This is a genomic window from Rhizobium indigoferae, assembly GCF_034554815.1.
Taxonomy (GTDB): domain Bacteria; phylum Pseudomonadota; class Alphaproteobacteria; order Rhizobiales; family Rhizobiaceae; genus Rhizobium; species Rhizobium leguminosarum.
On the sequence record NZ_CP140637.1, the window covers coordinates 1,001,810 to 1,026,089 of the forward strand.

24 protein-coding genes and 4 pseudogenes are annotated in these 24,280 nt (G+C 60.6%); 11 read left to right on the forward strand and 17 right to left on the reverse strand.

Annotation, left to right across the window (positions count from 1 at the left end; all coding sequences use genetic code 11):
• Positions 1-61 precede the first annotated feature (61 nt).
• From U5G49_RS31320 to U5G49_RS31330, 3 genes are all read right to left on the reverse strand, one after another.
• Positions 62-634: a DNA-3-methyladenine glycosylase I gene (locus tag U5G49_RS31320; RefSeq protein WP_193445387.1), complete on the reverse strand. Its 573-nt coding sequence runs from the start codon at positions 632-634 to the stop codon at positions 62-64.
• 124 nt (positions 635-758) lie between these two features.
• Positions 759-1,547 carry an SDR family oxidoreductase gene (locus tag U5G49_RS31325; RefSeq protein ID WP_193445388.1) on the reverse strand — a complete coding sequence of 263 codons (789 nt, stop codon included), beginning with the start codon at positions 1,545-1,547 and terminating at the stop codon, positions 759-761.
• Positions 1,544-1,873: a nuclear transport factor 2 family protein gene (locus U5G49_RS31330; RefSeq protein ID WP_193445389.1), complete on the reverse strand. Its 330-nt coding sequence runs from the start codon at positions 1,871-1,873 to the stop codon at positions 1,544-1,546. Before U5G49_RS31330 ends, U5G49_RS31325 begins: the two co-directional genes overlap by 4 nt.
• Positions 1,874-1,969: 96 nt before the next feature.
• Here U5G49_RS31330 and U5G49_RS31335 point away from each other — a divergent pair, with 96 nt between their 5' ends.
• Positions 1,970-2,881, forward strand: a complete 912-nt coding sequence (locus tag U5G49_RS31335) for a LysR family transcriptional regulator (protein WP_193445390.1) — start codon at positions 1,970-1,972, stop codon at positions 2,879-2,881.
• A 202-nt stretch (positions 2,882-3,083) separates the two neighbouring features.
• Here U5G49_RS31335 and U5G49_RS37205 read toward each other — a convergent pair.
• A pseudogene (locus tag U5G49_RS37205) lies at positions 3,084-3,356 on the reverse strand (hypothetical protein); the annotation flags it as partial.
• Positions 3,357-3,569: 213 nt separating this feature from the next.
• Between U5G49_RS37205 and U5G49_RS31345 the strand changes: the two are divergent.
• Positions 3,570-3,809: a DUF982 domain-containing protein gene (locus U5G49_RS31345; RefSeq protein ID WP_193445391.1), complete on the forward strand. Its 240-nt coding sequence runs from the start codon at positions 3,570-3,572 to the stop codon at positions 3,807-3,809.
• A gap of 97 nt (positions 3,810-3,906) precedes the next feature.
• Here the strand turns inward: U5G49_RS31345 and U5G49_RS31350 are convergent.
• The 13 genes and pseudogenes from U5G49_RS31350 to U5G49_RS31410 all read right to left on the reverse strand — a co-directional run.
• Positions 3,907-4,104 (reverse strand): annotated as a pseudogene (locus tag U5G49_RS31350) (Hsp20 family protein); the annotation flags it as partial.
• 170 nt (positions 4,105-4,274) lie between these two features.
• Positions 4,275-4,466, reverse strand: a pseudogene (locus tag U5G49_RS31355) (ATP dependent DNA ligase); the annotation flags it as partial.
• 190 nt (positions 4,467-4,656) lie between these two features.
• Positions 4,657-5,373: a UTRA domain-containing protein gene (locus U5G49_RS31360; protein WP_193445424.1), complete on the reverse strand. Its 717-nt coding sequence runs from the start codon at positions 5,371-5,373 to the stop codon at positions 4,657-4,659.
• 33 nt (positions 5,374-5,406) lie between these two features.
• Positions 5,407-6,183: an enoyl-CoA hydratase-related protein gene (locus U5G49_RS31365; protein WP_193445392.1), complete on the reverse strand. Its 777-nt coding sequence runs from the start codon at positions 6,181-6,183 to the stop codon at positions 5,407-5,409.
• On the reverse strand, positions 6,180-7,088 hold the full coding sequence (locus U5G49_RS31370; RefSeq protein ID WP_193445393.1) for a 3-hydroxyacyl-CoA dehydrogenase family protein: 909 nt from the start codon (positions 7,086-7,088) through the stop codon (positions 6,180-6,182). Before U5G49_RS31370 ends, U5G49_RS31365 begins: the two co-directional genes overlap by 4 nt.
• A gap of 2 nt (positions 7,089-7,090) precedes the next feature.
• On the reverse strand, positions 7,091-8,335 hold the full coding sequence (locus U5G49_RS31375) for a CaiB/BaiF CoA transferase family protein (protein WP_322790946.1): 1,245 nt from the start codon (positions 8,333-8,335) through the stop codon (positions 7,091-7,093).
• Positions 8,313-9,863: an HAL/PAL/TAL family ammonia-lyase gene (locus U5G49_RS31380; protein WP_193445395.1), complete on the reverse strand. Its 1,551-nt coding sequence runs from the start codon at positions 9,861-9,863 to the stop codon at positions 8,313-8,315. The genes U5G49_RS31375 and U5G49_RS31380 overlap by 23 nt, the downstream gene beginning before the upstream one ends.
• A gap of 112 nt (positions 9,864-9,975) precedes the next feature.
• Complete coding sequence (locus U5G49_RS31385) at positions 9,976-10,890, reverse strand: ABC transporter substrate-binding protein (protein ID WP_193445425.1); 915 nt, start codon at positions 10,888-10,890, stop codon at positions 9,976-9,978.
• Positions 10,891-10,901: 11 nt separating this feature from the next.
• Positions 10,902-11,627, reverse strand: a complete 726-nt coding sequence (locus U5G49_RS31390; RefSeq protein WP_193445396.1) for an ABC transporter permease — start codon at positions 11,625-11,627, stop codon at positions 10,902-10,904.
• Between the two features lie 4 nt (positions 11,628-11,631).
• Positions 11,632-12,276 (reverse strand): ABC transporter permease, encoded by a 645-nt coding sequence (locus U5G49_RS31395; protein ID WP_193445397.1) that lies wholly within the window; start codon positions 12,274-12,276, stop codon positions 11,632-11,634.
• The gene (locus U5G49_RS31400) at positions 12,266-13,393 is read right to left on the reverse strand and encodes an ABC transporter ATP-binding protein (RefSeq protein WP_193445398.1); all 1,128 of its coding nucleotides are present in this window, start codon (positions 13,391-13,393) and stop codon (positions 12,266-12,268) included. Before U5G49_RS31400 ends, U5G49_RS31395 begins: the two co-directional genes overlap by 11 nt.
• 267 nt (positions 13,394-13,660) lie before the next feature.
• Positions 13,661-14,371 (reverse strand): UTRA domain-containing protein, encoded by a 711-nt coding sequence (locus U5G49_RS31405; RefSeq protein WP_193445399.1) that lies wholly within the window; start codon positions 14,369-14,371, stop codon positions 13,661-13,663.
• Between the two features lie 186 nt (positions 14,372-14,557).
• A pseudogene (locus U5G49_RS31410) lies at positions 14,558-14,981 on the reverse strand (ATP-binding cassette domain-containing protein); the annotation flags it as partial.
• 188 nt (positions 14,982-15,169) lie between these two features.
• On the opposite strand from U5G49_RS31410, the gene U5G49_RS31415 reads away from it, so the two are divergent.
• From U5G49_RS31415 to U5G49_RS31455, 9 genes are all read left to right on the forward strand, one after another.
• On the forward strand, positions 15,170-15,451 hold the full coding sequence (locus U5G49_RS31415) for a hypothetical protein (protein WP_193445400.1): 282 nt from the start codon (positions 15,170-15,172) through the stop codon (positions 15,449-15,451).
• A gap of 147 nt (positions 15,452-15,598) precedes the next feature.
• Positions 15,599-16,750 carry a transporter substrate-binding domain-containing protein gene (locus tag U5G49_RS31420; protein WP_193445401.1) on the forward strand — a complete coding sequence of 384 codons (1,152 nt, stop codon included), beginning with the start codon at positions 15,599-15,601 and terminating at the stop codon, positions 16,748-16,750.
• A gap of 11 nt (positions 16,751-16,761) precedes the next feature.
• Entirely contained in the window at positions 16,762-17,370 is a 609-nt protein-coding gene (locus tag U5G49_RS31425) for an ANTAR domain-containing response regulator (RefSeq protein ID WP_027686854.1), read from the forward strand.
• 249 nt (positions 17,371-17,619) lie between these two features.
• Entirely contained in the window at positions 17,620-18,870 is a 1,251-nt protein-coding gene (locus U5G49_RS31430) for a transporter substrate-binding domain-containing protein (RefSeq protein WP_193445402.1), read from the forward strand.
• Between the two features lie 145 nt (positions 18,871-19,015).
• Entirely contained in the window at positions 19,016-19,909 is an 894-nt protein-coding gene (gene urtB, locus U5G49_RS31435; protein ID WP_193445403.1) for an urea ABC transporter permease subunit UrtB, read from the forward strand.
• Position 19,910: 1 nt separating this feature from the next.
• Positions 19,911-21,050 carry an urea ABC transporter permease subunit UrtC gene (gene urtC, locus U5G49_RS31440; protein ID WP_193445404.1) on the forward strand — a complete coding sequence of 380 codons (1,140 nt, stop codon included), beginning with the start codon at positions 19,911-19,913 and terminating at the stop codon, positions 21,048-21,050.
• Between the two features lies 1 nt (position 21,051).
• Complete coding sequence (gene urtD / locus U5G49_RS31445) at positions 21,052-21,801, forward strand: urea ABC transporter ATP-binding protein UrtD (RefSeq protein WP_193445405.1); 750 nt, start codon at positions 21,052-21,054, stop codon at positions 21,799-21,801.
• Positions 21,801-22,496 carry an urea ABC transporter ATP-binding subunit UrtE gene (urtE, locus tag U5G49_RS31450; protein WP_193445406.1) on the forward strand — a complete coding sequence of 232 codons (696 nt, stop codon included), beginning with the start codon at positions 21,801-21,803 and terminating at the stop codon, positions 22,494-22,496. Before urtD ends, urtE begins: the two co-directional genes overlap by 1 nt.
• A 26-nt stretch (positions 22,497-22,522) precedes the next feature.
• Positions 22,523-24,274 (forward strand): nitrilase-related carbon-nitrogen hydrolase, encoded by a 1,752-nt coding sequence (locus U5G49_RS31455; protein WP_193445407.1) that lies wholly within the window; start codon positions 22,523-22,525, stop codon positions 24,272-24,274.
• The last annotated feature ends 6 nt before the right edge of the window (positions 24,275-24,280 follow it).

Genomic DNA, 24,280 nt, shown 5'->3' on the forward strand with positions numbered 1-24,280 from the left:
CCCTGCGATCGAAACCTGGCTCGCACGATGGCAGTTGATGAACCAGAATCGTGTTAGCGCCTTATTTCCGCTCTACCTGGCGCCGAAAGCACCTAAAAGAATGATCGTTGACGATGCCGACCGCCTGCATCCACGCGTAGGTGATGGTCGGCCCGACAAACTTGAAGCCGCGCCGCTTCAATTCCTGCGAGACTTTCTCGGATAGTGGTGTGCTCGCAACCCAGCTCTCACCGTCACCAAGGAGAGGCGCGCCTCCCGTGAAAGACCAACAGAATGCCGAGAAGTCCTCGCCGCGATCCTGCATGTCGCAGTAGATTTGCGCGCCTTTGATCGTGGCTTCGACTTTGGCCCGTGCGCGCACGATGCCAGGGTTCGCTATCAACCGCTCAATATCCCGCTCGTCAAAAGCGGCGACCTTGACCGGATCGAAATCCGCGAAGGCGGCTCGAAAGGCCTCACGCTTGCGCAGGATCGTGATCCAGGCGAGCCCTGCTTGGAACCCCTCCAGCATAAGCATTTCCCACAACATCCGTGGGTCTCGCTGTGGCACGCCCCATTCGGCATCATGATAGTCCCGCATCAGAGGGTCGTCTTGGGCCCAACTGCAGCGCTCGCAGGATGAGGTGTCAGGCATGGCGAGGGGCTTCTCTCTCAATCGTCACCAACTGTTCGCATCGGCAATCCGCGACCGCTTTATCCATCGGCAGGGCAGGCTCAGTCCCGGCGTCCGCGCAAGCGCGAACGCCGGGAAGCCACCCTTATACCGTCCTGATCGTACCGCCATCGATGACAAACTCGGCCCCGTGGATCGCCGCAGCACGGTCGGAGGCAAGGTAGGCGATAAGGTCGGCCACCTCCTCAGGCTCGGCTCCGCGCCCGATCGAGATCCCGCCCAGTGCATCGAGCACGGACCGGCGCGCGTCCTCGGTTGTGCCGCCATTGGCAGCGCGAAGCATTTCGAGAAAGTCTCCAGTGGCGTCGGTCATGATCCAGCCGGGCGAGACGGAATTGACCCGCACTCCCTTGGGACCGAGCTCTTTCGAGATCGACTTGCTGTAGGTCCTCAGCGCGGCCTTCGCGGCGGCGTAGCCTGTCGTGGACTCGGGCAGCGGCAGGACGGACTGAATTGAGGTGATGTGCACCACAGTGCCCTTGCCCCGCTCAAGCATCTGCGGGATCAACAAGCGATCGAGCCGGACGGTCGCCAGCAGGTTAAGGTTCAGTTCGGCGAGCCAGTGGTCGTCCGTCAGCGCGGCGAATCCACCCGCCGGCGAAGCCGAGCCTCCGATGACATGGGCAAGGATGTCGATGCCGCCGAGCCGCTCGAGCGCCGCCTTGGCGAACGCTTCACCACCTTCTGCCGTGGTCAGGTCTGCCTGAACATATTCGACGCCCTCGATGGGGTCCTTGATCGTGCGGGCGGCCGTGACGACACGGGCGCCGCCGGCGAGGAAGCGCTCGACCGTGGCGCGGCCCAGACCCTTGGTGCCACCGCTAATGAGTACGCGCTTGCCGGCGAACTCAGTGGGATCTGCCTTGATACTCATACCGTGGTCTCCAGGGTCTTGATGGCGTCATTCGCCAGCGTGAAGCGATAGGTGAAACGGAGGGGGCTACCCGGGAACTCTCCATGAGCGGGGCCTTCGAGCACGACGATGCCGTCTTCTTCCCGAACAGTGTCGGGCTCGAAGATCGCCTTGACCGCGATCGCTTCATCCTTGAGCAGTTTTCGGATCTCAGCCAGGCCCTCGTAGCGCTTGCCGTTGTCGATAAAGACGGCGTCGCGCAGGAAGGGCTTCATCATGCCGTCGATATCGAGACAGGCATTTGCTTCGATGTAATCGGCGATTGGCCTTGGTAGATTCAGTGTCATTTTCATCTCCTTCGTATTGATGAGGCCAGTTTAGCGCTGGACTTTTCGCCCGATAAGCGAGACAAACCGCCATGGGGTATTGCGAAAAGCGCAACAATGGCTCGCCACTCTCTGATCGAACTTGAGGCAGTTCTCGCTATCGTCCGGTGCGGCTCGTTCCGAGCGGCGGCGCTCGATCTCGGTATTTCGACGACAGCCATCAGCAACGCGGTGGGAAAGCTGGAGCGTCAGCTTGACGTGCGATTGTTCAATCGCACCACACGTAGCGTCTCGCTCACTTACGCAGGGCGGATTTTCGTCGCGCAGATCAAATCAGCGCTCGATGATATTCAGAAAGCGATGAACACGGCGCGCTCCCAGCAGGAGACGCCGTCCGGTACCTTGCGCATCAATGCCTTCGCGACGGCAGCGCGCGAGATCATGGCGCCACTGGTCCTGAGCTATTTGCAACGCTATCCTCAGGTTCATATCGACCTGGTCACCGAGGGCCGACTTGTTGACGTCGTGGCGGCGGGCTTCGATCTGGGAGTGCGCAGTGCGGATTTGGTGCCAAGCGACGCGATCGCCATACCGCTAGGCCAGATGCGACGAATGGCGGTTGCCGCATCGCCAGCTTTTTTCCAAAGCAGAGCTATCCCCCAGGTACCGCAGGATTTGCTTTCTTACCCCTGCGTTCGCGTTCGGCTTCCCAACGGCGCATTGCTCCGATGGCGGTTCGAGAAGGGCGGTGAAGAACTGCAGCTCGACGTCGAGGGCCCGATCACTCTCGACGAAGCCTCCCTGACCCGGATCGCGGTCACGAACGACGTGGGGATCGGTTATTTCATGGAAACCGATGTCCGCGAAGACTTCGCAGCGGGAAGGCTCGTGCGCATTCTCGAAGACTGGACGCCGCCGCTGGTGCCGCTGTGCCTCTATTATTCCAATCGGCGCAATTCCTCCGCCGCCTTCCAAGCCTTTATTGCGCTTGCGCGCGACTACGCGGCCGGACGGCTCACGCAGCCTTGAGCCTGCTGCTGCGCGTAACATCACAATTCCCAAATGAGACCGCCGATTTTGCCTCCGGTGGAGGGCATTTCGCGTTTCTATCAAGACCGTTGAAAACATGACCATCCAATGCGACCAACGCATGTAAGGAAAACGACCGTTTACCTGACATCCTTAAACGCTTCCCAAAAAGCATTATTTTGGCTTGATATTGATGCCCGGTATCCCTCGGCTTGACCGCCGGCGCTCGATCTCGCGAATCCGGACTTCCTGGCGAGCCATGGGCGAACTCATCACCGCGACCCGTCGGCAGTTTGAACTCCCCATCACGATCCGCCAAGGCGGACAGGTCGCCTGAGAGATCAAAGAGCTGTTGGGCGATGAGATGCACGACCTCCCCGTCCCGCTGGATGCGGCCATTGATTGCCATCATGCTCGACCCGAGCACAACGCGCCGGCGCCGCTCGAAGAGCTTCGACCAGACGGTGAGGACGGCAGCACCGGCCTCCGCCAGCACCGCGGTGCAGCACAGGATCGCCCAGCCCCAGCTTGCTATTGTTGGCGAACCTGGTTCTCGCTGCGATCAACGCGATTGATAACCTTAGGGCAAAAGCCGGCATGCCGCCCTGCAAAATTTCAGCAGTATCGTCCGCTTGGAACAGAACTTCCTAATATACGTTTGTGGGAAGCCTGCCCCACGGAGGACGCCATGATCAGCATCTGGGACGCGAACGTTGAATTGAAGATAGATGATCGTGTTCACGTCATCAGGAACGCTAGAGAGGCGGTCGCAGTCTTGAAGAAATACTGGCCCGACAGCAGAAGTGCGAGCTACGCGACAGCGTGGAAGGTATGCCTGGACGCGGCGAGTGGTGTTGTTCCCGATGCGGAAGCTCGATCTGCGTTTGAGGCTGCGGCGAAGGAGGCCGGCATCCTTCGACAAACTTGAGGTCGCTTCGTTTGAAGTGAGAAACTGGCCGAGAAGGTCTGGAGCTATTGCGAGGCACAGGGCATCAGCGGCAAGACTGTGACCGTGAAGATCATAAGGTGATGTCGAGTTCGTCGTGGGTGAAGCCCGCGACCGCGATCGAAATCCGGTAGGTGTCGTCACCGGTCTTGACAATGTCATAGGGCGGCCAGTCGCTGATCGAGCGGGCGCGCTGAGCGTTTTCGAGAAGATTGAAAACCCGGTCGAAGCCGACGCTGGAACGGAACAGCGGTGCATAGTCGTAAGATGTTGCCATAGCCATATCCTCCTTGAAGCAACATGGATACGGAAGCGCCGAAAGACGGCGCCTCCAGCAAGGCCAGCCCTTTATCAGCGGCTGGCGGCAATCGATTTGGTTTTTGAGAATTTCGGATTCAAAAGTAGCGGCAGAAAAAAATTTGCTCGTTTTCGGCTCCTGCCACCAGCTCAATCCCGCTCATCAACGGCCGCATTATCCTGAACTTCGGGCAAGCCTTTGTAGGGTGCGTGACGCAGATTGCCGTCGTTGGTCCACCCCCGGAATTCGATCTCGGCAATCAGCGTAGGCTGGGCGAAGACCTGGCCGCGACGAGCCGCAAGCAGCAGGCTGCCGATGCCGCCGCGCGGCGAGGCAGACTTCGTACCAGTCGCGCACCTCTTCTCCGGCGAACCCGGATCAGCCGCGCCGGCGATGTCCTGGATGTTATAGGCACCGCCCGCGCTGACTAGTCTAAGCACCCTTTCCAGGCACAAAGCGGCGACAATACAGGCGCCTCGGCCGCCCCGATCGTAACGCTCTATTATGGACTTTGGTGGCTTGCGCGGCATGTCAACGGATCGCTTCAAGTCGATACCGACCAGCCGGAGAAACCAAGCGAGCAACCGAGATTACATTCCGGTTTGAAGTGAGGCGCACGTGGATGGACAAACACGGCTTGGTCGGAAGGATCGCAAGGAGCGTCTGTTCCCATCCCTCTGGCGAAACCGCTTTTATGGAATATTCGTTTCTGGCACCCTGCGCGGCCTCTAGGAGATAAGAAGTAGGCGTGCGCTCGGTGAAATCCTGCGCGAGGTAGGCAGGAACGGCGCTTGGAAGTACGAAGCGATCTTCCAACTGCACCGGAACATTGTCTTTGTGATGCAGGATCACGGAATGAAAAACTGTGGAGCCGACCTCAATCCCGAGTTCATTGCCGATCTCGAAACTGGCTGGATTTTCAGCCAATGTGATAACATTGGCCGTATGAATTTCTCCACTCTGGCGAATATCTTCAGCAATATCGAGCATATCGAGGAACGCCGGGAAGCATTTTGGTTTGGCTACGAACGAACCGATTCCGGGTATCCGCCGCAGTACGCCTTCGCTGGCAAGTTCGTACAACGCGCGCTCAGCGGTTGTCTTGCTGACTCCATACGATACCACGAGTTGATTTTCGGACGGCACACGGTGGTGTGGCGGCCATTTTCCGGTACGGATGCAGGCAAGAATAAATTGTTTAACGTCCTTGTAGGTTCGTAACCTTCCTGCCGGAATTGGACCGCTTATGTGGTTATCCTGCCCGCGCGGCGTCTCCACGGCTTACCGTCCCTTGAACTGCGGCCGTTCCTTTGCGGCAAAGGCACGCATCCCCTCCGCCCGGTCGTCGCTTGCCGCAATCAATGCGGACAGCGAACGCTCGTAACGAATGCCAGCGGAGAGCGGAGTCTCGAAACTTTCGAGAACAGCGGCCTTGGCCATGGTGACTGCGATGGGGGCAGCTTGAGCGATACGCTCGGCGATCGCGCAGGCTAGATTGTCGACCGTCTCGCCATCGACGGCGATGCTGCTGATCAGGCCGCAGGCCCTTGCCTCTTCCGCGTCGAGCTTTCGCCCCGCCAGGACCATCTCCATCGCCATGGACTTGCCGACGGCGCGCACGAGGCGCTGGGTTCCGCCGGCGCCGGGTATGGTGCCGATCGCGGTTTCCGGAAGGCCGAGCACCGCCGTGCGATCGGCGACGACGATGTCGCAGATCAGCGCCAGCTCAAGACCGCCGCCAAGGGCATAGCTCGAGATCGCAGCGATGAGCGGCTTGGTGATGGCCGCCACCTCGTCCCATTTCTCGCTGAAGCCGCTGGTATAAAGCTCGATGGGACTTGCGGCGGCAAGCGACCCGATATCGGCGCCGGCGGCAAAGCCGCGCTCGCTGCCGCTGATGATGATCGCCCGCACGGCTGGATCCGCCTGGCAGTCGCGCAGCGCATCGACAAGCCCGGTCAGCATTTCGATGTTGAGCGCGTTTCGCTTGGCCGGGCGGTCGAGGATGACGCGCGCGAAGCCGCTTTGCTTCTCGGTTATGACGAGCGAGGATGTCATGGCTTGCGCCTTTCCGTCAGCAGGAGGACGGTACCGTCGCGGCGCGCGATCGCGGCCGCGATCCCTTCAGCCGTCCAGTCGTAAAAGCCGCGACCGCTCTTCGTTCCGAAAGCACCCTCCTCACACAGCCGGCGAACCAGGGAGGGGATGCCTTCGCTGCGATCGAGGGCCGGCATCAATATGCGCGACACTTTCTCGACGGTGTCGAGACCGGCCAGATCCATCAGCCGCAGCGGTCCTGCCGCAGACCAGCGCGGCGCAAGCGTCGTTTCGACTGCCCGGTCGACATCCTCGATGGAGGCGGCGCCCACTTCGACGAGATGGAGCGCTTCTCGTAGGATCGCATATTGTAGCCGGTTGACGACGAATCCCGCTATGTCGGTCTTCACCTCGATCACTTCCTTACCGATATCGGCGCAGAGCGCGCGGGCGCGTTGGACCACCTCATCCGAGGTTTTCTCGCCGCGCACGATCTCAACAAGCGGCATGACAGCCGGCGGATTGAACCAGTGAATGCCGACGACCCGTTCAGGCCGGGCAAGCCCCGCCGCGATCTGGGTGATCGGAACGCTGGAGGTATTCGTCGTCAAAAGGCAATCGACCGGCGCCATGGCTTCGATCTCGCCGAAGACGCGCTGCTTCAGCGTAACGTCTTCCGCGAGATTCTCACTGACGATGCCGGCGCCGGCAACGCAATCCTCCATTGAGGTCGTGTACGTGACGGCCGCTTCGCCAGCGACGATCCGGCTCCGCGCCTTGTCGAGTGTCTCCGCGCTGCGGGAATAGACGGCGACGGGATAGCCTTGTGCTGCAAACACGCCGGCGATGCCGGCACCCATCGTGCCCGCACCGAGGACGGCGACCTTCGGTCGAATGCAGGTCTTGTCGTTGATGTCCTGCGCCATGGTCAGATGACTCCCCGCAACCGGAGATTTTCGATATCGGGGCCGGCCAGCCCCAACTCATCGCTCAAGACTGCATCAGTATGTTGACCCAAGGTCGGCGCGGCATAATCCCCGCCCGAGGTAATGCCGCTGAAGCGAACCGGCTGCGGCATTACCTGGAATTCACCGGCATTGCGATGCTCCACGGTATGCAATAGCTGGCGGTGCTGCGCATGCGGCGTAGCGAGCGCCTGGGCGAGATTATAGATCGGCGCGGCCGGGACACCCGCCTCATCGAGGAGCTGCGTCACCTCCTCCGTCGAGCGGGTACGCGTCCAAGCCTCGATGAGGGCTCGCAGCTCCTCCTGATGGCCCTGCCGAGCCGGATCCGTCTTGAAGCGGGGATCCTCGGTCAGGCTCGGATTGCCGAGCGCGCGCGCCAGTCGGGCAAAGAGCGCATCGTTGGCAACGGCGATGACAACATAGCCATCGGTCGCCTGATAGGAATCCATCGGCGCACTGATCGGATGTGCGTTGCCGACGCGGCCGGGAGCGCCCTTGCCGCCTGTGATCTGCGACAGCGAGACCATTTGCAGGGACATGATAGAATCGAGCATGGCGACATCGACATGCTGACCCTTGCCGGTCCGATCGCGCTGAAACAGCGCCGCAAGCGCGCCCCAGGAGCCGTAGATGCCGGCGACAACATCGCCGATCGCATCGCCCACGCGGGTCGGCGGCCCATCCGGCCAGCCGGTGACGGTCATGATGCCGCCCATTGCCTGGACGACATGATCGTAGGCGGCACGGTGGGCAAGTGGCCCGTCCTGGCCGAAGCCGGAAATACTGACATAGATCAGGCGCGGATTGAGTGCTTTTACGGCCTCGTAGTCGATGCCCAAACGCGCTGTGACGCCCGGCCGGAAATTTTCGACGAGAATATCGGCCTGCTTGATCAATCCGAGCAGCAGTTCGCGGCCCTCGTCCGATTTCAGATCGAGCGTGACGCTCTTCTTGCCGCGATTGACCAGCATGAAATAGCTGCTCTCGCCGCCAACATGCGGGGAGAAGGCGCGGGAATCGTCGCCATGATCGGGGATTTCGATCTTAGTCACCGTCGCGCCGAGATCGCCGAGCATGGCCGAGCACAGAGGCCCCGCAAGCACGCGCGCCAGATCCAGCACCTTTATTCCATCGAGCGGCCGTACGGCCTGCGTTGCTTCGGTCACGGAAGTCTCCAAGCTCTTAAACGTTGACGGCGAGGGCACGGTCGACGGCCCTCGCGATGGTGCCGTTGTCGATAAGGCCGCGGACGGCCTGCAATTCCGGATACATGGCGCGGTCGCTGTCGCGCGGCGGAACAGCCTGCCGGATCGCGTCATAGGCCGCACCCGTACCCCTCCCCGGCCGCAAAGGCCGGTGAAATTCCAGCCCCTGGGCGGCACAGATGAGCTCGATCGTCAGGATGTCGGCGAGATTGTCGGCCGCTGTGCGCGCCTGCATTGCGGCGGAGACGCCCATGCTCACATGGTCCTCCTGGCTGGCGCAGGTGCTCACCGTATGGACCGAAGCCGGCGCCGCAAGGCTGCGATTGTCGCCGGCAATGGCAGCGGCCGCATAAGGCGGGATCATGAACCCGGAATTGGCGCCGCTCGCGCCCATGAGGAAAGGCGGCAGCTCGCTGATATGGCCATTGGTCAGGCGGTCAGACCTTGCCTGCGACATGGTGCTCACATGGGCGATTGCGATCGCCAGCACATCCAGCGCGAGCGCCGTCGGCGCACCATGGCCGTTGCCGCCGGGCAAAGGCACGAGCTCCTCGTCTTCGATGACGAAAACGGGGTTGTCAGTCACCGAATTGATCTCGATGGTCAGGACATCGCGGCAATAGGCGAGCGCATCGCGCACGCCGCCATGGACCTGCGGAATGCAGCGCAGGCTGAGCGCATCCTGAAGGCGATGATCGCGGTGCTTCGCCAGTACCTCGCTATCCGATAACAGGCTTCGCAGCCGGCTCGCCGTCTCGACCTGTCCAGGATGTGGCCGCATCCGCTGAAGGCGCTCGTCATAGCCCCGGCTGTTGCCTTTCAGCGCTTCCAGGCTCATGGCGCCGGCGACATCGGCAATCGCCACCAACTGCTCAGCCTGATGGACGGCGAGTGCGCCGATGCCGGTAATTTCATAGGTGCCGCTGATCAGCGCATGCCCTTCGCGGGGACCGGGCGCCTTGATGGCAACGCCGGCGCGGGTCATCGCCTCGCGTCCCGAAAGCAGCTCGCCTTCGTACCAGGCGCGCCCCTCGCCGAAAATAACAAGACCGATATGCGAGGTGGCGACCAGGTAGCCGACCGAGCCTTTTGCCGGCGACCAGGGAATGACGCCGCGGTTGAGCATCTCGCTCATGGTCTCGATAAGCCCGGCGCTGACGCCGCTGCAACCCTGCAAGAGCGCCTTGATCATCGTCGCCATGATGGCGCGCACGGCCGGCGGATCAAGCGGCGTACCCATGCCGCTAGCGTGGCTGAGCAGCATATTGAGCTGCGCACGGGAAATATCCTCGGGCTGAAGCTTCACGGTGTAGAGGTCACCGACCCCCGTCGTCAGGCCATATATCGGCCTGTTTGTCTCAATGGCTTGGAGCAGAAGTGTCTGAACTTTGCTCATGCCGTCTAGTGCATCGGGGCAAAGGGTCACTCTTGCTCCGGCGGCGATGTCCGCGATTTCCTGGATCGTGGTCGGCGACACGCCGAGCCGAACGGTCGCGGAGTTCTGTGAACGTTTGTTGCTGTGCGGCATTTCCGGTTTCCTTGGGCGGACGCCGGCTTTCCCCATCTGGAGACAAGCGGCCCCTTTACTTCCCTTTATTCAGGTCCGGCGGCCGAACATGGCTCGGCCGCCGTGATATCGATTAGTTCAGCTTGTTCTTCGCCAGCCAATCGCCGGCAACGGTGTCGAAGCTTTCCTGATTGGCGAGGCGGCCGTTCATCTCGATCAGGTCCTCGGTCGTCAGCGCGGCGGAGACGGCGTTGAGCGTCGCGGTGACCTTGTCGTTGACCTTGCTGGTTGCGATGATCGGCAGGATGTTCTGCGCCGGGAACAGGTTCTTCGTATCCTTCAGCGCGACGAGCTTGCTCGCCTTCATCGCCGGATCGGTCGAGGTCATATCAGCGGCTTGAACCTGACCGTTGGTCAGAGCCGAAAGGGTCAGCGGACCCGCCACGTCAAGGGTTTTGAAATCCTTGAATACCAGGCCATAGACGTCCTTCAGGCCGACGACGCCTTCCTTGCGCGTCTTCCATTCCGGCGGACCGCCGAGGATGAATTCACCGGCGACCGGCTTCAGATCCTCGATCGATGTCAGGGAGTATTTCTTGGCGGTTTCTTCGGTGACGGCAAGCACGTCCGAATCCTGGGCATTGGATGCCGTCAGCATCGACACGCCCTTCGGCAGCACCTTGCCGAGCGCCTCGACGACATCCTTCGGGGCATGCGCGGTCGCGCTCTTGTCGAGGTAGCTCAGCGTCGCGCCGGCATATTCGGGAAGAAGATCGATCGAGCCGTCGAGCAGCGCCGGCATGTAGACTTCACGGCTGCCGATATTGAGCTTCGTGTCCACCTTCATGCCCTTGGCAGCGAGCGCCAGGGCATAGATCTTGGCAAGAAGCTGGCTTTCCGGGAAGTCCGCGGATCCGACGATGATCGTATCGGCATCCGAGCGTGGCGTGCTCGAGGACAAGGGGTCTTCAGCCCGCGCGAGCGGAGTGACCGTGAGAAGGGCAGAAATGGCAATAGCGCCGATAGCAAGCATGTTTCGCTTTATCATCATCGTTCTTCCTAGCTGTTCCGTTGTTTTTCGTTTGCAAGCTGGCGTCGGATGGCGACGCCTTTCACAGTCCGGCGCGTCAAGCCGGGCGAGACTGCGATCCTGGATGCGAGGCCGAAGAACAGGTCGACGATCAGGGCGAGAACACCCACGAGAACGGCGCCAGCGGCCATCTGCATGTAGTCGTTTTGGGCGCGGCCATCGATGATGAGCCGGCCGAGGCCACCAAGCGAGACGTAGGCAGCGATTGTCGCTGTCGAAATCACCTGCAAGGCCGCACTGCGGAAGCCCGAAAAGATCAGCGGCAATGCACAGGGAAACTCGACGGTGAGCAGCAAGGCGAGTGGTCTGTATCCCATGCCTCTGGCCGCATCGACAGCCGCCGGATCCACCGAGGTGATCCCGGAATAGGCGCCCATCATGATCGGCGGCACCGCAATCAGCACCAGGACAGCGATGCTTGGTACCAGATAGGCCAGGTCCGTTTTGAAATAGGGTCCGACGAGGATGACGAGCAGCACGATCAGGCCGAGGCTCGGCAAGGCGCGTGTGGCGTTCGCAAGACCGGCAATCAGGAATGTCCCCTTGCCGGTATGCCCGACATAGAGACCGGCAGGCAGGCCGATGAGCGCCGCGATCAGAAGCGAGATGAAGCTATATTGCAGGTGCTGGATCAAAAGATTCGGGATGCCCTCCGAACCATGCCACTGCGCTGGATTGAGGAACCATTCGATCACGAGCTCACACCTTTCTCGGCCGCCAGGGCGTCAGCCAACGATTGAGCAGGATCACCAGCCCGTCGAGGACGACGGCAAGCAACAGGCAGAGCACGATGCCGGCGATCAGCGGGGTGACGAACCGAAGCTGAAGACCTTGCGTGAACAGCAGCCCGAGCTGCGGCGTCCCGATCAAGGCAGCGACGGAAACGATGCTGACATTGGAGACGAGCGCCACGCGCAGGCCCGCTGCGATGACAGGCACGGCAATCGGCAACTCGACCATGAAAAACCGCTGAAAAGACCGGTATCCCATGGCGGTGGCGGCCTGCAGCGTATCCGGGGGCACGGCGCCAAGGCCGTCGCTGACGGTGCGGACAAGCAGGGCAAGGGAGTAGACCGTCAGCGCCACGACCACGTTGAGCGGATCGAGGATCTTCGTGTGCAGCACCAGAGGCAGAAGAACGAAGAGCGCGAGCGACGGGATGGTGTAGAGCAGGCCGGCAACCCCGAGGATCGCCGACTTGAACAGCCCGCTCTTATGCGCCAGCCATCCGAGCGGCAGCGAAACAATGAGGGCGGCGATGACGGGAATGACGGAAAGACCGACATGCCACCAGAACAGGTTGGCAATGTTCCCGGACTCACGCAGCAGCCAGTCAAACCGCATGGTCCGCTCCCTTCGCCGGAGCCGCCGGATCTTGCGATCCGTCGAGCAACGCAACCAGATCCGCGACCCCGATGGAGCCCATAAGCTGGCCCTTGTCGTCGACGACGACACCGCGCCGACTGGGCGAGCTCAAAGCCGCGTCGAGAATCTGTCGCAAGGAACCGTCAGCCGAGGCGAGCGTGCCGCTGAGATTGAGGTCGCCCATCCGGATTGGCCCCTCCAGGCTTGCCGGTTCCGTCCAGCCTAGAGGTTCGCCGCGCTCGTTGGTGACCAGCAGCCAACGATCCTTGGCAGCACCTCGCGCTGCTTCCGGCGTATCGCCGAGGCGCACGGTCGGCTCGGTCTTGACAGCCAGCCGTCCATTGGCGCCGACGAAACCGAGGAAACGATAGCCACGGTCGCGACCGACGAAATTGGCGACGAAAGCATCGGCCGGTTTCGTCAGCAGCTCCTGTGGCGTCGCGATCTGCGCGAGCTCGCCACCGACGCGCAGGACGGCGACCTGGTCGCCGAGCTTCAGAGCCTCGTCGATATCATGGGTAACCATGATGATGGTCTTGCCCATCTCTCGCTGAAGACGCAGGAACTCGTCCTGAAGCTGCGTGCGGACGATCGGATCAACCGCGCTGAAGGGCTCGTCCATCAGCATGAACTTGGGATTGGACGCCAAGGCGCGCGCCACGCCGACGCGCTGCTGCTGTCCTCCCGAAAGCTGCCAGGGATAGCGATCCGCAAAGCCCTGCGAGAGACCGACACGCTCGAGCAGTTCCAGCGCAATCGCGCGGGCCTGCTTTTTCGGCGTGCCGTTCAGACGGGCGGTCGTCGCGACATTGTCGATGATCGTCCGGTGCGGGAAGAGGCCGGCATGCTGAATGACATAGCCGATCCGACGCCGAAGCACCGCTTCGTCCATCCGCGATGTCGGCTCGTCGCCCAGCCGGATCGTGCCGGAGCTCGGGGCCACGAGACGATTGATCATGCGCAGCGATGTTGTCTTGCCACATCCGGACGGCCCGACAAGCACCGTCAATTTACCGGTCGGCGCCGTGAACGACAGTTCGTTCACCGCCACAACATCGCCGTGATAGCGCTTCGTCACATTTTCGAAAGTGATCAACCTGGCTCACCATACCTATATGTACCTGTATATATAGGTTACATAAAAGCGAGGGGCGCGCAACCGGGCAAGACCAGTTTTTAGCCTTTATGCCGTATTGCACATAAAATGTGCGATTGGAGGAGGGCCGTTTAAAGTCGCGCCAGACGCTGCATCAAATGCGCCACTACGAACGACAGGTCTCTCCCGGTCGATGCGCCAATGCTTGGATTTGGATGGCCAACAGCGCTCGTTCCAAGATCAAAGCTGTCGCCTTCGCGCCGGTCATCAGCGGCTATCTTGAGTGATGAAAGTATGGCGGGTCCCCGGATGGATGAAACGTGTGAATGTTGTGACATCATCACCGACCCAAGTCTTTCTCGTGACAACAAGGCAAGGATCACTCTCGTTGAGTTCGAGAAGCTGGGCTTCTCTGGCAGTTGGAAGGACGGCCTGAATTTCGTTCTCCGTGCGCGTTGGAAGCGCGATCGACTGGAGATAATCTGTCGTGGAGTAACTGGTGAAGTTCTGGTTGAGATAGCCGGGAGCGAAGTCAGGAGATACAAATCGGTCTTCTAGTTGCACCGGGCTGCCGTTCGCACAGTAGACGATAAGCGAGTGGAAGACGGGAACGCGAGCTCTAGTTCCCATTCGCTGCGCAATGTCGGGCGGGACACTTGTCTGCTCGACGGCGTGCACGCGAATCGATAGAACTTCCCCGCGGTTTCGTATGTCGTCCGCAATGTTGTGCAATAGCACGAAAGTGGACGACGCCCTGGGCGGAGCGACAAACGTTCCAACGCCGGCAATCCGCTGCAGCACACCGCTGGCGGTCAGCTCACGCAGAGCGCGATTGGCGGTCAATCGAGATGATCCCAACTCGGCGGCAAGCTGGTTTTCGCTTGGTATTTTCGCGCCGGGGCGGAATGTGCCATCCGCGATTCTTTCTAGCACATGGAGTTTGATTTGTTCGTATAAAGGCTGCGGCTGCGAGAGCATGCAATCTCCATGTAAAAATTCAAGGCGAGCGCTGACGCCAGCGAGTTCTTTTCTTTTTCGCTGACAATGCAACCTTATAGCACGTGAACTTGCATAGGCGATGGCTCTTGGAGAGAGACCAAATGACGACCGCCCCTCGATGTTGAAGGCTACCCGGTTGCGTAGAGCGTCGAACTTTGCGGGATTTCAGGCAGCCGGTTCCCACTCGCTGCCGGGGATCGCCGACACGAGCTTGCGTGTATAATCATGGCCGGGCGCGCGAAAGATCCGTGAGGGCGGGCCGTATTCAACGATCTCGCCTTTGTACATGACGGCGACCTCATCGCAGATCTGGCTTGCGACGCGCCAGATCGTGAGTGATGAAGATCATCGCCACCTTGGTCTCCATCTGGATATTCGTCAGCAGCTCCAGAATCTGCGCCTGGATCGACACATCGAGCGCAGACACGGCTTCGTCCGCCACCAGCAGAACCGGGTCGAACATCAGCGTTCTGGCGATGCCGATCCGCTGGCGCTGGCCGCCGGAGAACTCATGCGGAAAGCGGTCATAGGCGCCCTCGTCCAGCCCGACCAGCTTTAACGTCCGAAGGGCCTTTGCCCTGGCCTCCGGCAGGTCGCGCACCAGATCTGCGACGTTTGTTGCCCGTCCAAAGCGAGCAGGATTGGCTGTCCCGCGCAGGAGGGTGCGGACGGGATTCGGCGTGGGAATGCCGGTGGCAGGAGGTTGCATCCTTGCGACTTCACTACAGGCAGTGATCCTGCAGCTTCAGTCGATGTAAGCTCGTGGTCAGCGCCCTTGTGACGATGATCCTGAGCGATCAGCTTGTAGAAGGTTGGCAGCACGAACAGCGTGAACATCGTGCCGATCAACATGCCCATGACCACAACGATGGCGAAGCGGCTCGCGGCCCCCGGCCCTTGAGCACAACGAACTTCAGCGAGCGCTGGCCCTATGACAAGAATTCCACCCGCAGCTTCGATGCACCAGCGATCGAGCATGGATCCCGCAACACCAATACGCCGACGGCGATCATCGCGCTGATAGGTGCTGGAATGCTGCTTGAGGATGCACGCCGATAGCCATGCAGGGCGCTTCGCTCGCCTATTGTCACTGGGCACGGAAACTGACATCATGGATGGGCAAGCTCCAATGGGCTGCTGATATTCCATGAGCAGGGTAGCTCTCGACCGGAAACGGGCGGGAGCTTTTTTATTTTTTGGTGGGCGATGATGCATTCAGAAAACTGGCGAGTCGGTGTGCTTTTCTCCGAAACGGGTGTGACCGGAGCCGTGGAAAAAACCCAGAGGGCCGCCACCTTGCTGGCGATCGACGAAATCAACGCAGCGGGCGGTGTGCTCGGCAGGACGATCGAGCCCGTCGTATACGATCCGCAATCGACGCCCAATCTCTACAAGGAACTTGCAGTCAGGCTTTGCGACGAAGATCGGGTCCGGGTCGTTTTCGGTTGCCATATGTCGAGCACCCGCAAAGCTGTTCTGCCCGTCATCGAGGCCCGTGATGCACTGCTGTTCTACCCGACGCTCTATGAGGGGTTCGAATACTCCCGTCACTGCATCTATACGGGTGCAGCCCCCAACCAGAACTCCGTCCAGCTCGTCGACTTCCTGACCGAGCATTATGGAAAGCGGGTTTTCCTTGTGGGATCGAACTACGTCTATCCTTATGAATCCAACCGGACGATCAGTGACCTGTTTCTTCAGGTGGGCGGACAGGTGCTGGACGAGATGTATGTTCCCCTGAACCTCAAAACCGAGGACGTTGCCAAGATCATCCGGCATATTAGCGCGGCAAAGCCGGATGTCATCTATTCGACGATTGTCGGCGACGGTATCATTCCCTTCTACACGGCGTTCAAGGAGGCCGGATTCGATGCGGCGACGATGCCGATCGCAAGCCAATCGACCAGCGAGGCGGACGTGATCCGTATGCGACCGGAGGTGGCCGAGGGGCACATTACCGCAGCCCCTTTCTTCGCCTCACTGGATACACCCCGCGCCCGCGCCTTCGTTTCGGCTTACCAACGGCGATACGGCCTACAGATGCTGCCAACCGCACCGGCCGAAGCGGCTTATTTCCAGGTTTATCTCTATGCGGCGGCTTTGCAGCGCGCCAGTGGCGACGGGCTTGAGCAGCTTCTGCCGGCTCTCTATGACGTCGAGTACGATGCACCGCAGGGTGCGGTGAAGATAGACCGGCTGACAAACCACACGCATCTGTGGCCAAGAGTGGCAAGGGTGAACCCACATGGCAGCTACGACATCGTCTACGATCCGTCGCTCCGGGTGGCGCCAGACCCGTTCATGCGCGAATATCGCCCGGACTTGACGCAGACTTTCCCACATCGCGTTCAGGTTTGAGAGGAGCGACGATGTCTTTCGCCCTTCTCAGAGATTTGCGGGATCTTAAGGTTCTGGTCATCCATCCCTGGACATCCGAAGGTGAGTTTCTCGTGGATCACCTGCGCCGTATCGGTTGTACGGTTAGTTGCCTCTGGCCGGTGCCAGCCGAGTTGCCGCACGGCACGGATGTCGTCTTCCTTGCCATGGAAGATGAGGCGCGACCGGAAATCGAACGCCTGCTGAAATCTTTCCCCAATCCTGCCCCGACAATGCTTGCCATCGTCGGTTACGAAAACCCCTCGACGCTGCAGATCGTTCTGGAAAGCGGCGCGCTCGCCATTGTCGAGAGACCGATCAAACCCTTTGGTCTTCTGACCAATCTCGCCATCGCCCGCAACCTCTGGGTGGAGCGGCAAAAGCTCGTCAAGGAGGCGCGCAAATACAAGCGTAAGGTACTGGGAGACCAGAAACTTGCCCGGGCCAAAGCCATTCTGATGGCCAATCGCGGCACCAGCGAGAATGAGGCGTATCGTGAAATGCGCGAGCAGGCGATGGCTCGGCGCGTGCCGATCGATGAAATTGCCAATTCGATTATCAACGCCGAACAGCTCTTGCGCCCGTCCCAAAAACATGATTAGTTTTTCACGTGTTTCGAACAAAACACCTCCGACACATCCCTTCGCTTGACGAAGCCATGTGTCGCTGTTGCACGCGGCGCAGCCGTGATGCGGTGATGGCAAGGATGCCCGCAGGCTGTGACAAGCCTCGCGGGTTTTTTGTTGTCCGCTGACAGTGACGTCAGTCCTCTATCCATTTTTCGGCATGACAGCCTCGCCGTTTGGCGGGCAGTGCCGCCGTGTGCGCCAATCAAAAAAAGGGGAACCAAGATGGTGTTCAACAGACGTGAATTTCTGAAAACCGCAGCGACCGCTTCCGCCGCACTCGCCCTGCCGGCTCTGGGCAGCCGGGTCTTTGCAGCCGATGCCATCAAGGTCGGCGCGCTCTACTCCCAGACAGGTGGGCTTTCCGTTGCCGAGAAGCTTCTGGCCAACGGTGTCATGATGGCCGTGGCCGAAATCAACGCGGCCGGCGGCGTTCTCGGCCGCCCGGTCGAGGTGGTCGTCGAAGACGGGGCATCCGATCCGAAGACCTTCAGCGAGAAAGCTTCGAAACTGATCCTCAAGGACAAGATCTCCACCGTGTTCGGCTGCCATACCTCGGCCAGCCGCAAGGCCGTGCTGCCGATCTTCGAGCGACGTGGCGCGATGTTGTTCTACCAGACGCATTACGAAGGCTTCGAGTGCTCGCGCAACGTCGTCTATTCCGGTGCCGTACCGAACCAACAGCTCTCCAACTACATCCCCTGGATCGTCGAGAAACTGGGCAAGAAGAAATTCTTCATCGTCGGCTCGAACTATGTCTATCCGCGCGAGATGGCCAAGGTTTCCAAGAAGCTGATCGAGGCAGCCGGCGCCGAATGGGTGGCGGACGAATATCTGGAGCTTGGCCATTCGGAGTGGGCCGTCATGGTCAGCAAGATCAAGGAATCGGGCGCCGACGTGGTCCTGTCCAACGTGGTCGGCGACTCCATCATCGCCTTCTATCGCGAGTTCAAGAACCAGGGGCTCTCGCAGGAAGTTCTGCCGATCTGCGCGACGGTCACCTCCGAAATAGAGATCGCGGCGATGGGCGCGGAATATGCGGCAGGAAGCTATACCTCCTTCCCCTATTTCATGTCGATCGACACAGCGGCAAACAAGAGCTTCATCGACCGCTTCAGGACGTTCGTCAACGATCCAAAAGCCGTTACTTACCATTCACTCGAAGCCGCCTATTTCCAGGTCTTCCTGTGGAAGCAGGCCGTCGAAAAGTCCGGCGATCTTTCTGCAGAGGCGATCAGGGCCGGCATTCGCGGCCAAACCTACGAAGCACCCGGCGGCAAGGTGACCACCGATCCCGATAATCTGCATTGCTGGCTGACGCCGCGCATCGGGCAATGGCAGGCGGACGGCCAGAGCAAGGTGGTGAACGCCTACCCGGCGCCGATCAAGCCCCTGCCCTATTCGGCCTATGGCGAGACGGAGAGCAATCTATTCTGCACCAGCAACGGTCTCGACGCAGCAAAGCTCAAGGGCTGACCCCTTCCCCGCGACGTCCCGCCATCCATGGATGGCGGGATCATCTCTCGGTAAGGCCGGCCTCCCCTCTTCTTCCGCAAGCTGCCATCAGGATGGGCAAGGCGCAGGAGAGTTCGGCCCGCCCTTCTCACGCACGGTGGCGCTTATGCTCGACATTCTCTTTATCGGCCTCAGTCTCGCCTCGATCCTTCTTTTGGTCGCGCTTGGCCTTGCCATCACCTACGGCGCCATGGGCGTCATCAACATGGCCCATGGCGAAATGGTCATGATCGGCGCCTATGTCGCCGTCCTCTCCGGCATCTGGCTAAAAGCAAGCCTTCTGCTTGCGATCCCTCTGGCCTTCGTCGTGACGGCCCTGCTCGGCCTGCTGATAGAGCGGGTGGTTGTGCGGCGGCTTTATGGCCGTCTGCTGGACACGCTTCTCGCCACCTGGGGGATCGCCATCCTCCTGCAGCAGGCCGTGCGGCTCGAATTCGGCCTGTCCTTTTTCGGCATTCATGTCGAAGGTCTTGGGGCCGGCCTGCAGAACGTCGCGGTGCCGTCCTATCTGCAGGGCACGTTCAGGCTCGCCAGCGCTGACATCAACGCCTACCGCACCTTCATCATCGCCGTTACGGCAGCGCTGACACTGGCGACATGGTTCATTCTCTACCGGACAGCGGCCGGCATGCAGGTCCGCGCCATCATCCGGAACCCGAAAATGGCCGCCGCCTGCGGCATCGACGTGAAAAGCGTCAACGCCATGACCTTCGCGTTCGGTTCGGGTCTTGCCGGCGTCGCCGGCGTGATGATGTCCGGCTTCAAGACCGTCTTTCCCGACATGGGCACGACGATGGTCGTCGACGGCTTCATGGTGGTGGTGACCGGCGGGGTCGGCAGCCTTTTCGGCACCATCCTCTCCTCAGGCCTGCTCGGCGAGATCAATGCCTTGGTGGCAGTCGGCACGAACGACATCCTGGCGCGCGCCGTCGTGTTCGGCGTCGTCATCTTCGTCATCCTCGTCAAGCCCAGCGGGCTGTTCTCGTTCAAGGGACGCTGACATGAGCATTGAACGGAAATTCCAGATCGCGGCTTATGTACTTTTCATCGCAGTGATTTTCGCAGCCCCCGTTTTCGGCGACGAATTCTGGCTGAATCGCATTTCGAAATACCTGGTCTACGGCATGCTGGGCGTCGCCATCGCGCTCACATGGGGATATGCGGGCATTCTCAATCTCGGCCAGGGACTGTTTTTCGGCCTGGGCGCTTACATGCTGGCCATGTCGCTGAAGCTGTCGAGCCTGACCAGTCTCCAACAGGGTTCCGACCAGCCGGTCCCGGATTTCATGCTCTGGAATGCCGAGCCCGGCGCCCCGACGGAGCTTTGCTGCATCAACAAGGGCTCCTTCCTCTGGCTTCCCTTTCAAAGCCAGTCGGTAGGTCTTGTGCTCGGCATCGCGCTTCCGGTGGTGATTGCTGGCGCACTCGGCATGCTGGTTTTTCGCAAGCGCATTTCCGGCGTCTTCGTCTCGATCATCACGCTGGCGCTCGTTCTGCTCGTCCGCCTCGTCATGGTCGATGCGCAGCCGGTGACGAACGGCTTCAACGGCCTGACCGATCTCGGCTGGCTGACGATCGGCGGCGTCGAATTCGATCCCTACAGCCGGGCGACCTATTATCTGTGCGCCGTATGCCTGTCGCTGACACTCATCGGTGCGCGTCTTATCGTGGAAACCCGAGCGGGCATGATCCTGCAGGCGATCCGCGATGACCAGGTGCGCGCCCGGTATCTTGGCTTCGACGTCTCGCTCTACCAGGTGTTCTTCTTTGTCATTTCGGCAGGGATCGCCGGCGTTGCCGGTATGCTCTACGTCGTCGTCGCGGAGTTCGCCTCTCCGACCTTCATGGATCTGTCCTTCTCCGTGACGATGGTCGTCTGGGCTGCCGTCGGCGGCCGCTCGTCCCTGCTTGGCGCCTGCATCGGTGCAATTCTGATCAACATGATCGAGGCGGAGGTCAGCGAGACCGAGGCGCTGGTCGAGGCGTGGAAAGCGATCATCGGTCTGATCTTCGTGCTGGTCGTTCTATTCATGCCGCGAGGCCTTGGCGGCGTCGCGCATGACGTGCTGCGGTGGTTCGTCCGCCTGCGTAAACCAGCTGAGGCCCTTCCAGCCTTGCCGCGGCGAAGCGAGGCATTGTGACATGAGCGCCATTGCATTGACCATCGACGGTCTCGGTGTCGATTTCGGCGGTTTCCGCGCCGTCAACAATGTCAGCATCACCGTCTTCGACGGCGAGCTGCGTGTGCTGCTTGGCGCAAACGGCGCCGGTAAGACGACCTTGATGGATCTGGTGAGCGGCAAGACGCGCAGCACGCAGGGCAGGGTCTTCCTCTACGACACCGACATCACCAACTGGCCCGAACACCGCATCGCACGCGCCGGCATAGGCCGGAAATTCCAGATCCCCAGCGTCTTTCGGGACCTTACCGTGCGACAGAATCTGGAGGTCGCCAATTGTCGCAATCCTTCGGTGTTCGCCAATCTTCGGTTCGGCTTTTCGCGTGCAGAGGCGAACCGCGTCGACGACGCCATTGCCCTCATCGGCCTCGATGCCGAACACGATGTGATGGCCGCCTATCTCAGCCATGGCCAGACGCAGTGGCTGGAGCTCGGCATGCTCATCGTCCAGGATCCCAAGGTGGTTCTGCTTGACGAGCCGACAGCCGGGATGACCCAGGCCGAAACCCGCAAGACCGCCGAGATCATCAACAATCTCAAAGGTCGCCATACGATCCTCGTCGTCGAACACGACATGGGGTTTGTCCGCGAGATCGCCGAACGCATCACCGTTCTCCATCTCGGAGAGGTTTTGGCGGAGGGAAGCGTCGAAGATATCGAACGCAATCCGAAAGTCCGTGAAGCCTATCTCGGTTCGAAAGGAATATCCTGATGCTGTCGTTGAAAGACGTGCACAGCTATTACGGCCGTAGCCATATCCTGCACGGCGTCACCCTCGATGTTCCGGCCGGCAAGGTGACGAGCATCCTCGGCCGCAACGGCACCGGCAAGACGACGCTGTTGAAAACCTTGATGGCATTGACCGACCGCATGACGGGCGAGATGCGTCTGCAGGGAAAGGACATGGCCGCATCCCCAACGCATGAAAGGGCAAGGGCCGGCATCGCCTACGTCCCCCAGGGCAGAGAGATCATTCCCGACTTTACCATCCGCGAAAACATCCTGATGGGCGCCTTTGCCCGCACCGATGGCAAACGCGAGATTCCAGCGCTGGTGCCAGAGCTTTTTCCATACCTGATGGCCAATCTCGATAGACCGGGCGGCCTGCTTTCGGGCGGTCAGCAGCAGCAGCTCGCCATCGCCCGCGCGTTGGCCGCAGATCCGAAAGTGCTGCTTCTCGATGAACCTAATGAAGGCATCCAGCCCTCCATCGTCGAGGAGATTGAGAAGATCATCATCCGGCTCAATCGCGAGATCGGCATGACGATCATCCTCGTCGAGCAAAACGTCGCATTTGCGCGGCAGGCGTCTCACCAGTTCGCAATGCTGGAGAAGGGAGGCGTGGTCGAGGCCGGCGCCATCGACACGCTCTCCGACGCGCTTGTTCATCGGCATATGGCCGTCTGAAACAGACGGATCCTTTCATAGAGACAATGGGAACAACCATGACATCGACACAAAGCTATACCGCGGCTACCATCCAGTTTGAGCCGACCATGTTTGAAAAGGCGCGCAATATCAGCCGGCTGGCAGCGCTTTGCGAAGAGGCAGCGGAGGCAGGTGCGCGCCTGATCGTCACTCCCGAAATGGGCACGACCGGCTATTGCTGGTTCGACAGGGCCGAGGTGAAACCTTTCGTCGAGACTATCCCCGGAGCGACCACGGATGTTTTCCAGGCCATTGCCACCAAACACCGCTGCTATATCGTCGTTGGCATGCCGGAAGTCGACCCGGCAAGCGATCTTTACTACAATACCGCCGTCCTGATCGGTCCAGACGGCGTCGTTGGCCGGCATCGCAAATCGCATCCCTATATCGCGGAGCCGAAATGGGCGGCCAACGGTAACATCGTCCACGAGGTATTCGAAACGGAGATCGGCCGGATCTCGATGCTGGTCTGCATGGATCTGCACTTCTTCGAGACGGCGCGTCTGGAGGCTCTCGCGGGTGCCGACATCATCTGCCATATCTCCAACTGGCTACAGGAACGCACCCCGGCACCCTACTGGATCAACCGGGCCTTCGAAAATGCCTGCTATGTCATCGAAAGCAACCGTTGGGGACTGGAGAGAACCGTGCAGTTTTCCGGCGGAAGCTGCGTGATCGATCCCGACGGCACGGTCGCCGCATCCATCGATGCGGGCGACGGGATCGCCTATGGCACTATCGATCTTGCCCGCGCCCGCCGCCGCGAGGTCCTATGCGAACCGGTGTTTGAGTCCCGCCGGCCCGAACTCTACATGAACATGATGACCAACAGCTTCACCTGGAACCCGGGCGACTACTTCCGTCTCTATGGCTACCAGCCGATCCCGCGCGGACGCGCATCGCGTGCCGCCGTCGCCCAATTCGCCCCCTCTTCCGTCGTCGCAGACAATCTCGCCCGCATCGCCGATCTGGCAGCCGAGGCGAAGGAAACAACAGCGCCGGACATTCTGGTTTTCCCGGAACTGTCGCTGACCGGACTGGAGGCGCCGCAAAGCCGGGCGGAGCTGCTCTCGGGCCCGACGGTATCGGCCTTCGTTCGTCTGGCGATGAAGCTCGGTTTCTATCTTGTCGCCGGATTTGCCGAGGCGGATGACGATAGGGTTTATAACAGCGCTGTTCTCGCTGGCCCCGAGGGGCTCGTGGGCAGCTATCGCAAGACGCATCTCGGCATTGCCGACAGCTGGGCAACCGCCGGCGACGAATGGAAAGTCTACGACCTTGCTATCGGCCGCGTCGGCCTGGCGATCGGCCATGACGCGCTCTATCCGGAAGCCATCCGTTCGCTCGCGCTGATGGGATGCGACGTGGTGGCTTGCCCATCAGCCATAGCAGGCACTTTCACCGGCAGCCACAACGGCACGAAAATTCCGCATAACTATCCGATCCCCAAGGGCGCCGATCCCTATCACTGGCATGCGTTGCGCGTGCGCGGCGGCGAGAACAACGTCTATTTCGCCTTCGCCAACGTCCTGGATGCGGCGCGGGGATACCTGGGCAAGAGTGCTGTTTTCGGTCCGGATTCCTTTGCCTTTCCGCGCCAGGAATCGGCAATCCTGGACGAGGACGGGATTGCGGCAGCAACCGTCGACACCACCAATCTCGAAACGCCGTATCCGACGAACATCGTCCGGCGAAAGGATCTTGTCGTCATGCGCCAGCCGCATCACTATCAGCCGCTCGTCAAATGGCATCAGTGAGAGACC

Excerpts from the sequence above, each read along its gene's own strand:
- U5G49_RS31320 (WP_193445387.1), bottom strand. The coding sequence starts at position 634 with ATGCCTGACACCTCATCCTGCGAGCGCTGCAGTTGGGCCCAAGACGAC.
- U5G49_RS31325 (WP_193445388.1), bottom strand. The coding sequence starts at position 1,547 with ATGAGTATCAAGGCAGATCCCACTGAGTTCGCCGGCAAGCGCGTACTC.
- U5G49_RS31330 (WP_193445389.1), bottom strand. The coding sequence starts at position 1,873 with ATGACACTGAATCTACCAAGGCCAATCGCCGATTACATCGAAGCAAAT.
- U5G49_RS31335 (WP_193445390.1), top strand. The coding sequence starts at position 1,970 with ATGGCTCGCCACTCTCTGATCGAACTTGAGGCAGTTCTCGCTATCGTC.
- U5G49_RS31345 (WP_193445391.1), top strand. The coding sequence starts at position 3,570 with ATGATCAGCATCTGGGACGCGAACGTTGAATTGAAGATAGATGATCGT.
- U5G49_RS31365 (WP_193445392.1), bottom strand. The coding sequence starts at position 6,183 with ATGACATCCTCGCTCGTCATAACCGAGAAGCAAAGCGGCTTCGCGCGC.
- U5G49_RS31370 (WP_193445393.1), bottom strand. The coding sequence starts at position 7,088 with ATGGCGCAGGACATCAACGACAAGACCTGCATTCGACCGAAGGTCGCC.
- U5G49_RS31380 (WP_193445395.1), bottom strand. The coding sequence starts at position 9,863 with ATGCCGCACAGCAACAAACGTTCACAGAACTCCGCGACCGTTCGGCTC.
- U5G49_RS31385 (WP_193445425.1), bottom strand. The coding sequence starts at position 10,890 with ATGATAAAGCGAAACATGCTTGCTATCGGCGCTATTGCCATTTCTGCC.
- U5G49_RS31395 (WP_193445397.1), bottom strand. The coding sequence starts at position 12,276 with ATGCGGTTTGACTGGCTGCTGCGTGAGTCCGGGAACATTGCCAACCTG.
- U5G49_RS31405 (WP_193445399.1), bottom strand. The coding sequence starts at position 14,371 with ATGCTCTCGCAGCCGCAGCCTTTATACGAACAAATCAAACTCCATGTG.
- U5G49_RS31420 (WP_193445401.1), top strand. The coding sequence starts at position 15,599 with ATGATGCATTCAGAAAACTGGCGAGTCGGTGTGCTTTTCTCCGAAACG.
- U5G49_RS31425 (WP_027686854.1), top strand. The coding sequence starts at position 16,762 with ATGTCTTTCGCCCTTCTCAGAGATTTGCGGGATCTTAAGGTTCTGGTC.
- U5G49_RS31430 (WP_193445402.1), top strand. The coding sequence starts at position 17,620 with ATGGTGTTCAACAGACGTGAATTTCTGAAAACCGCAGCGACCGCTTCC.
- urtB (WP_193445403.1), top strand. The coding sequence starts at position 19,016 with ATGCTCGACATTCTCTTTATCGGCCTCAGTCTCGCCTCGATCCTTCTT.
- urtC (WP_193445404.1), top strand. The coding sequence starts at position 19,911 with ATGAGCATTGAACGGAAATTCCAGATCGCGGCTTATGTACTTTTCATC.
- urtD (WP_193445405.1), top strand. The coding sequence starts at position 21,052 with ATGAGCGCCATTGCATTGACCATCGACGGTCTCGGTGTCGATTTCGGC.
- urtE (WP_193445406.1), top strand. The coding sequence starts at position 21,801 with ATGCTGTCGTTGAAAGACGTGCACAGCTATTACGGCCGTAGCCATATC.
- U5G49_RS31455 (WP_193445407.1), top strand. The coding sequence starts at position 22,523 with ATGGGAACAACCATGACATCGACACAAAGCTATACCGCGGCTACCATC.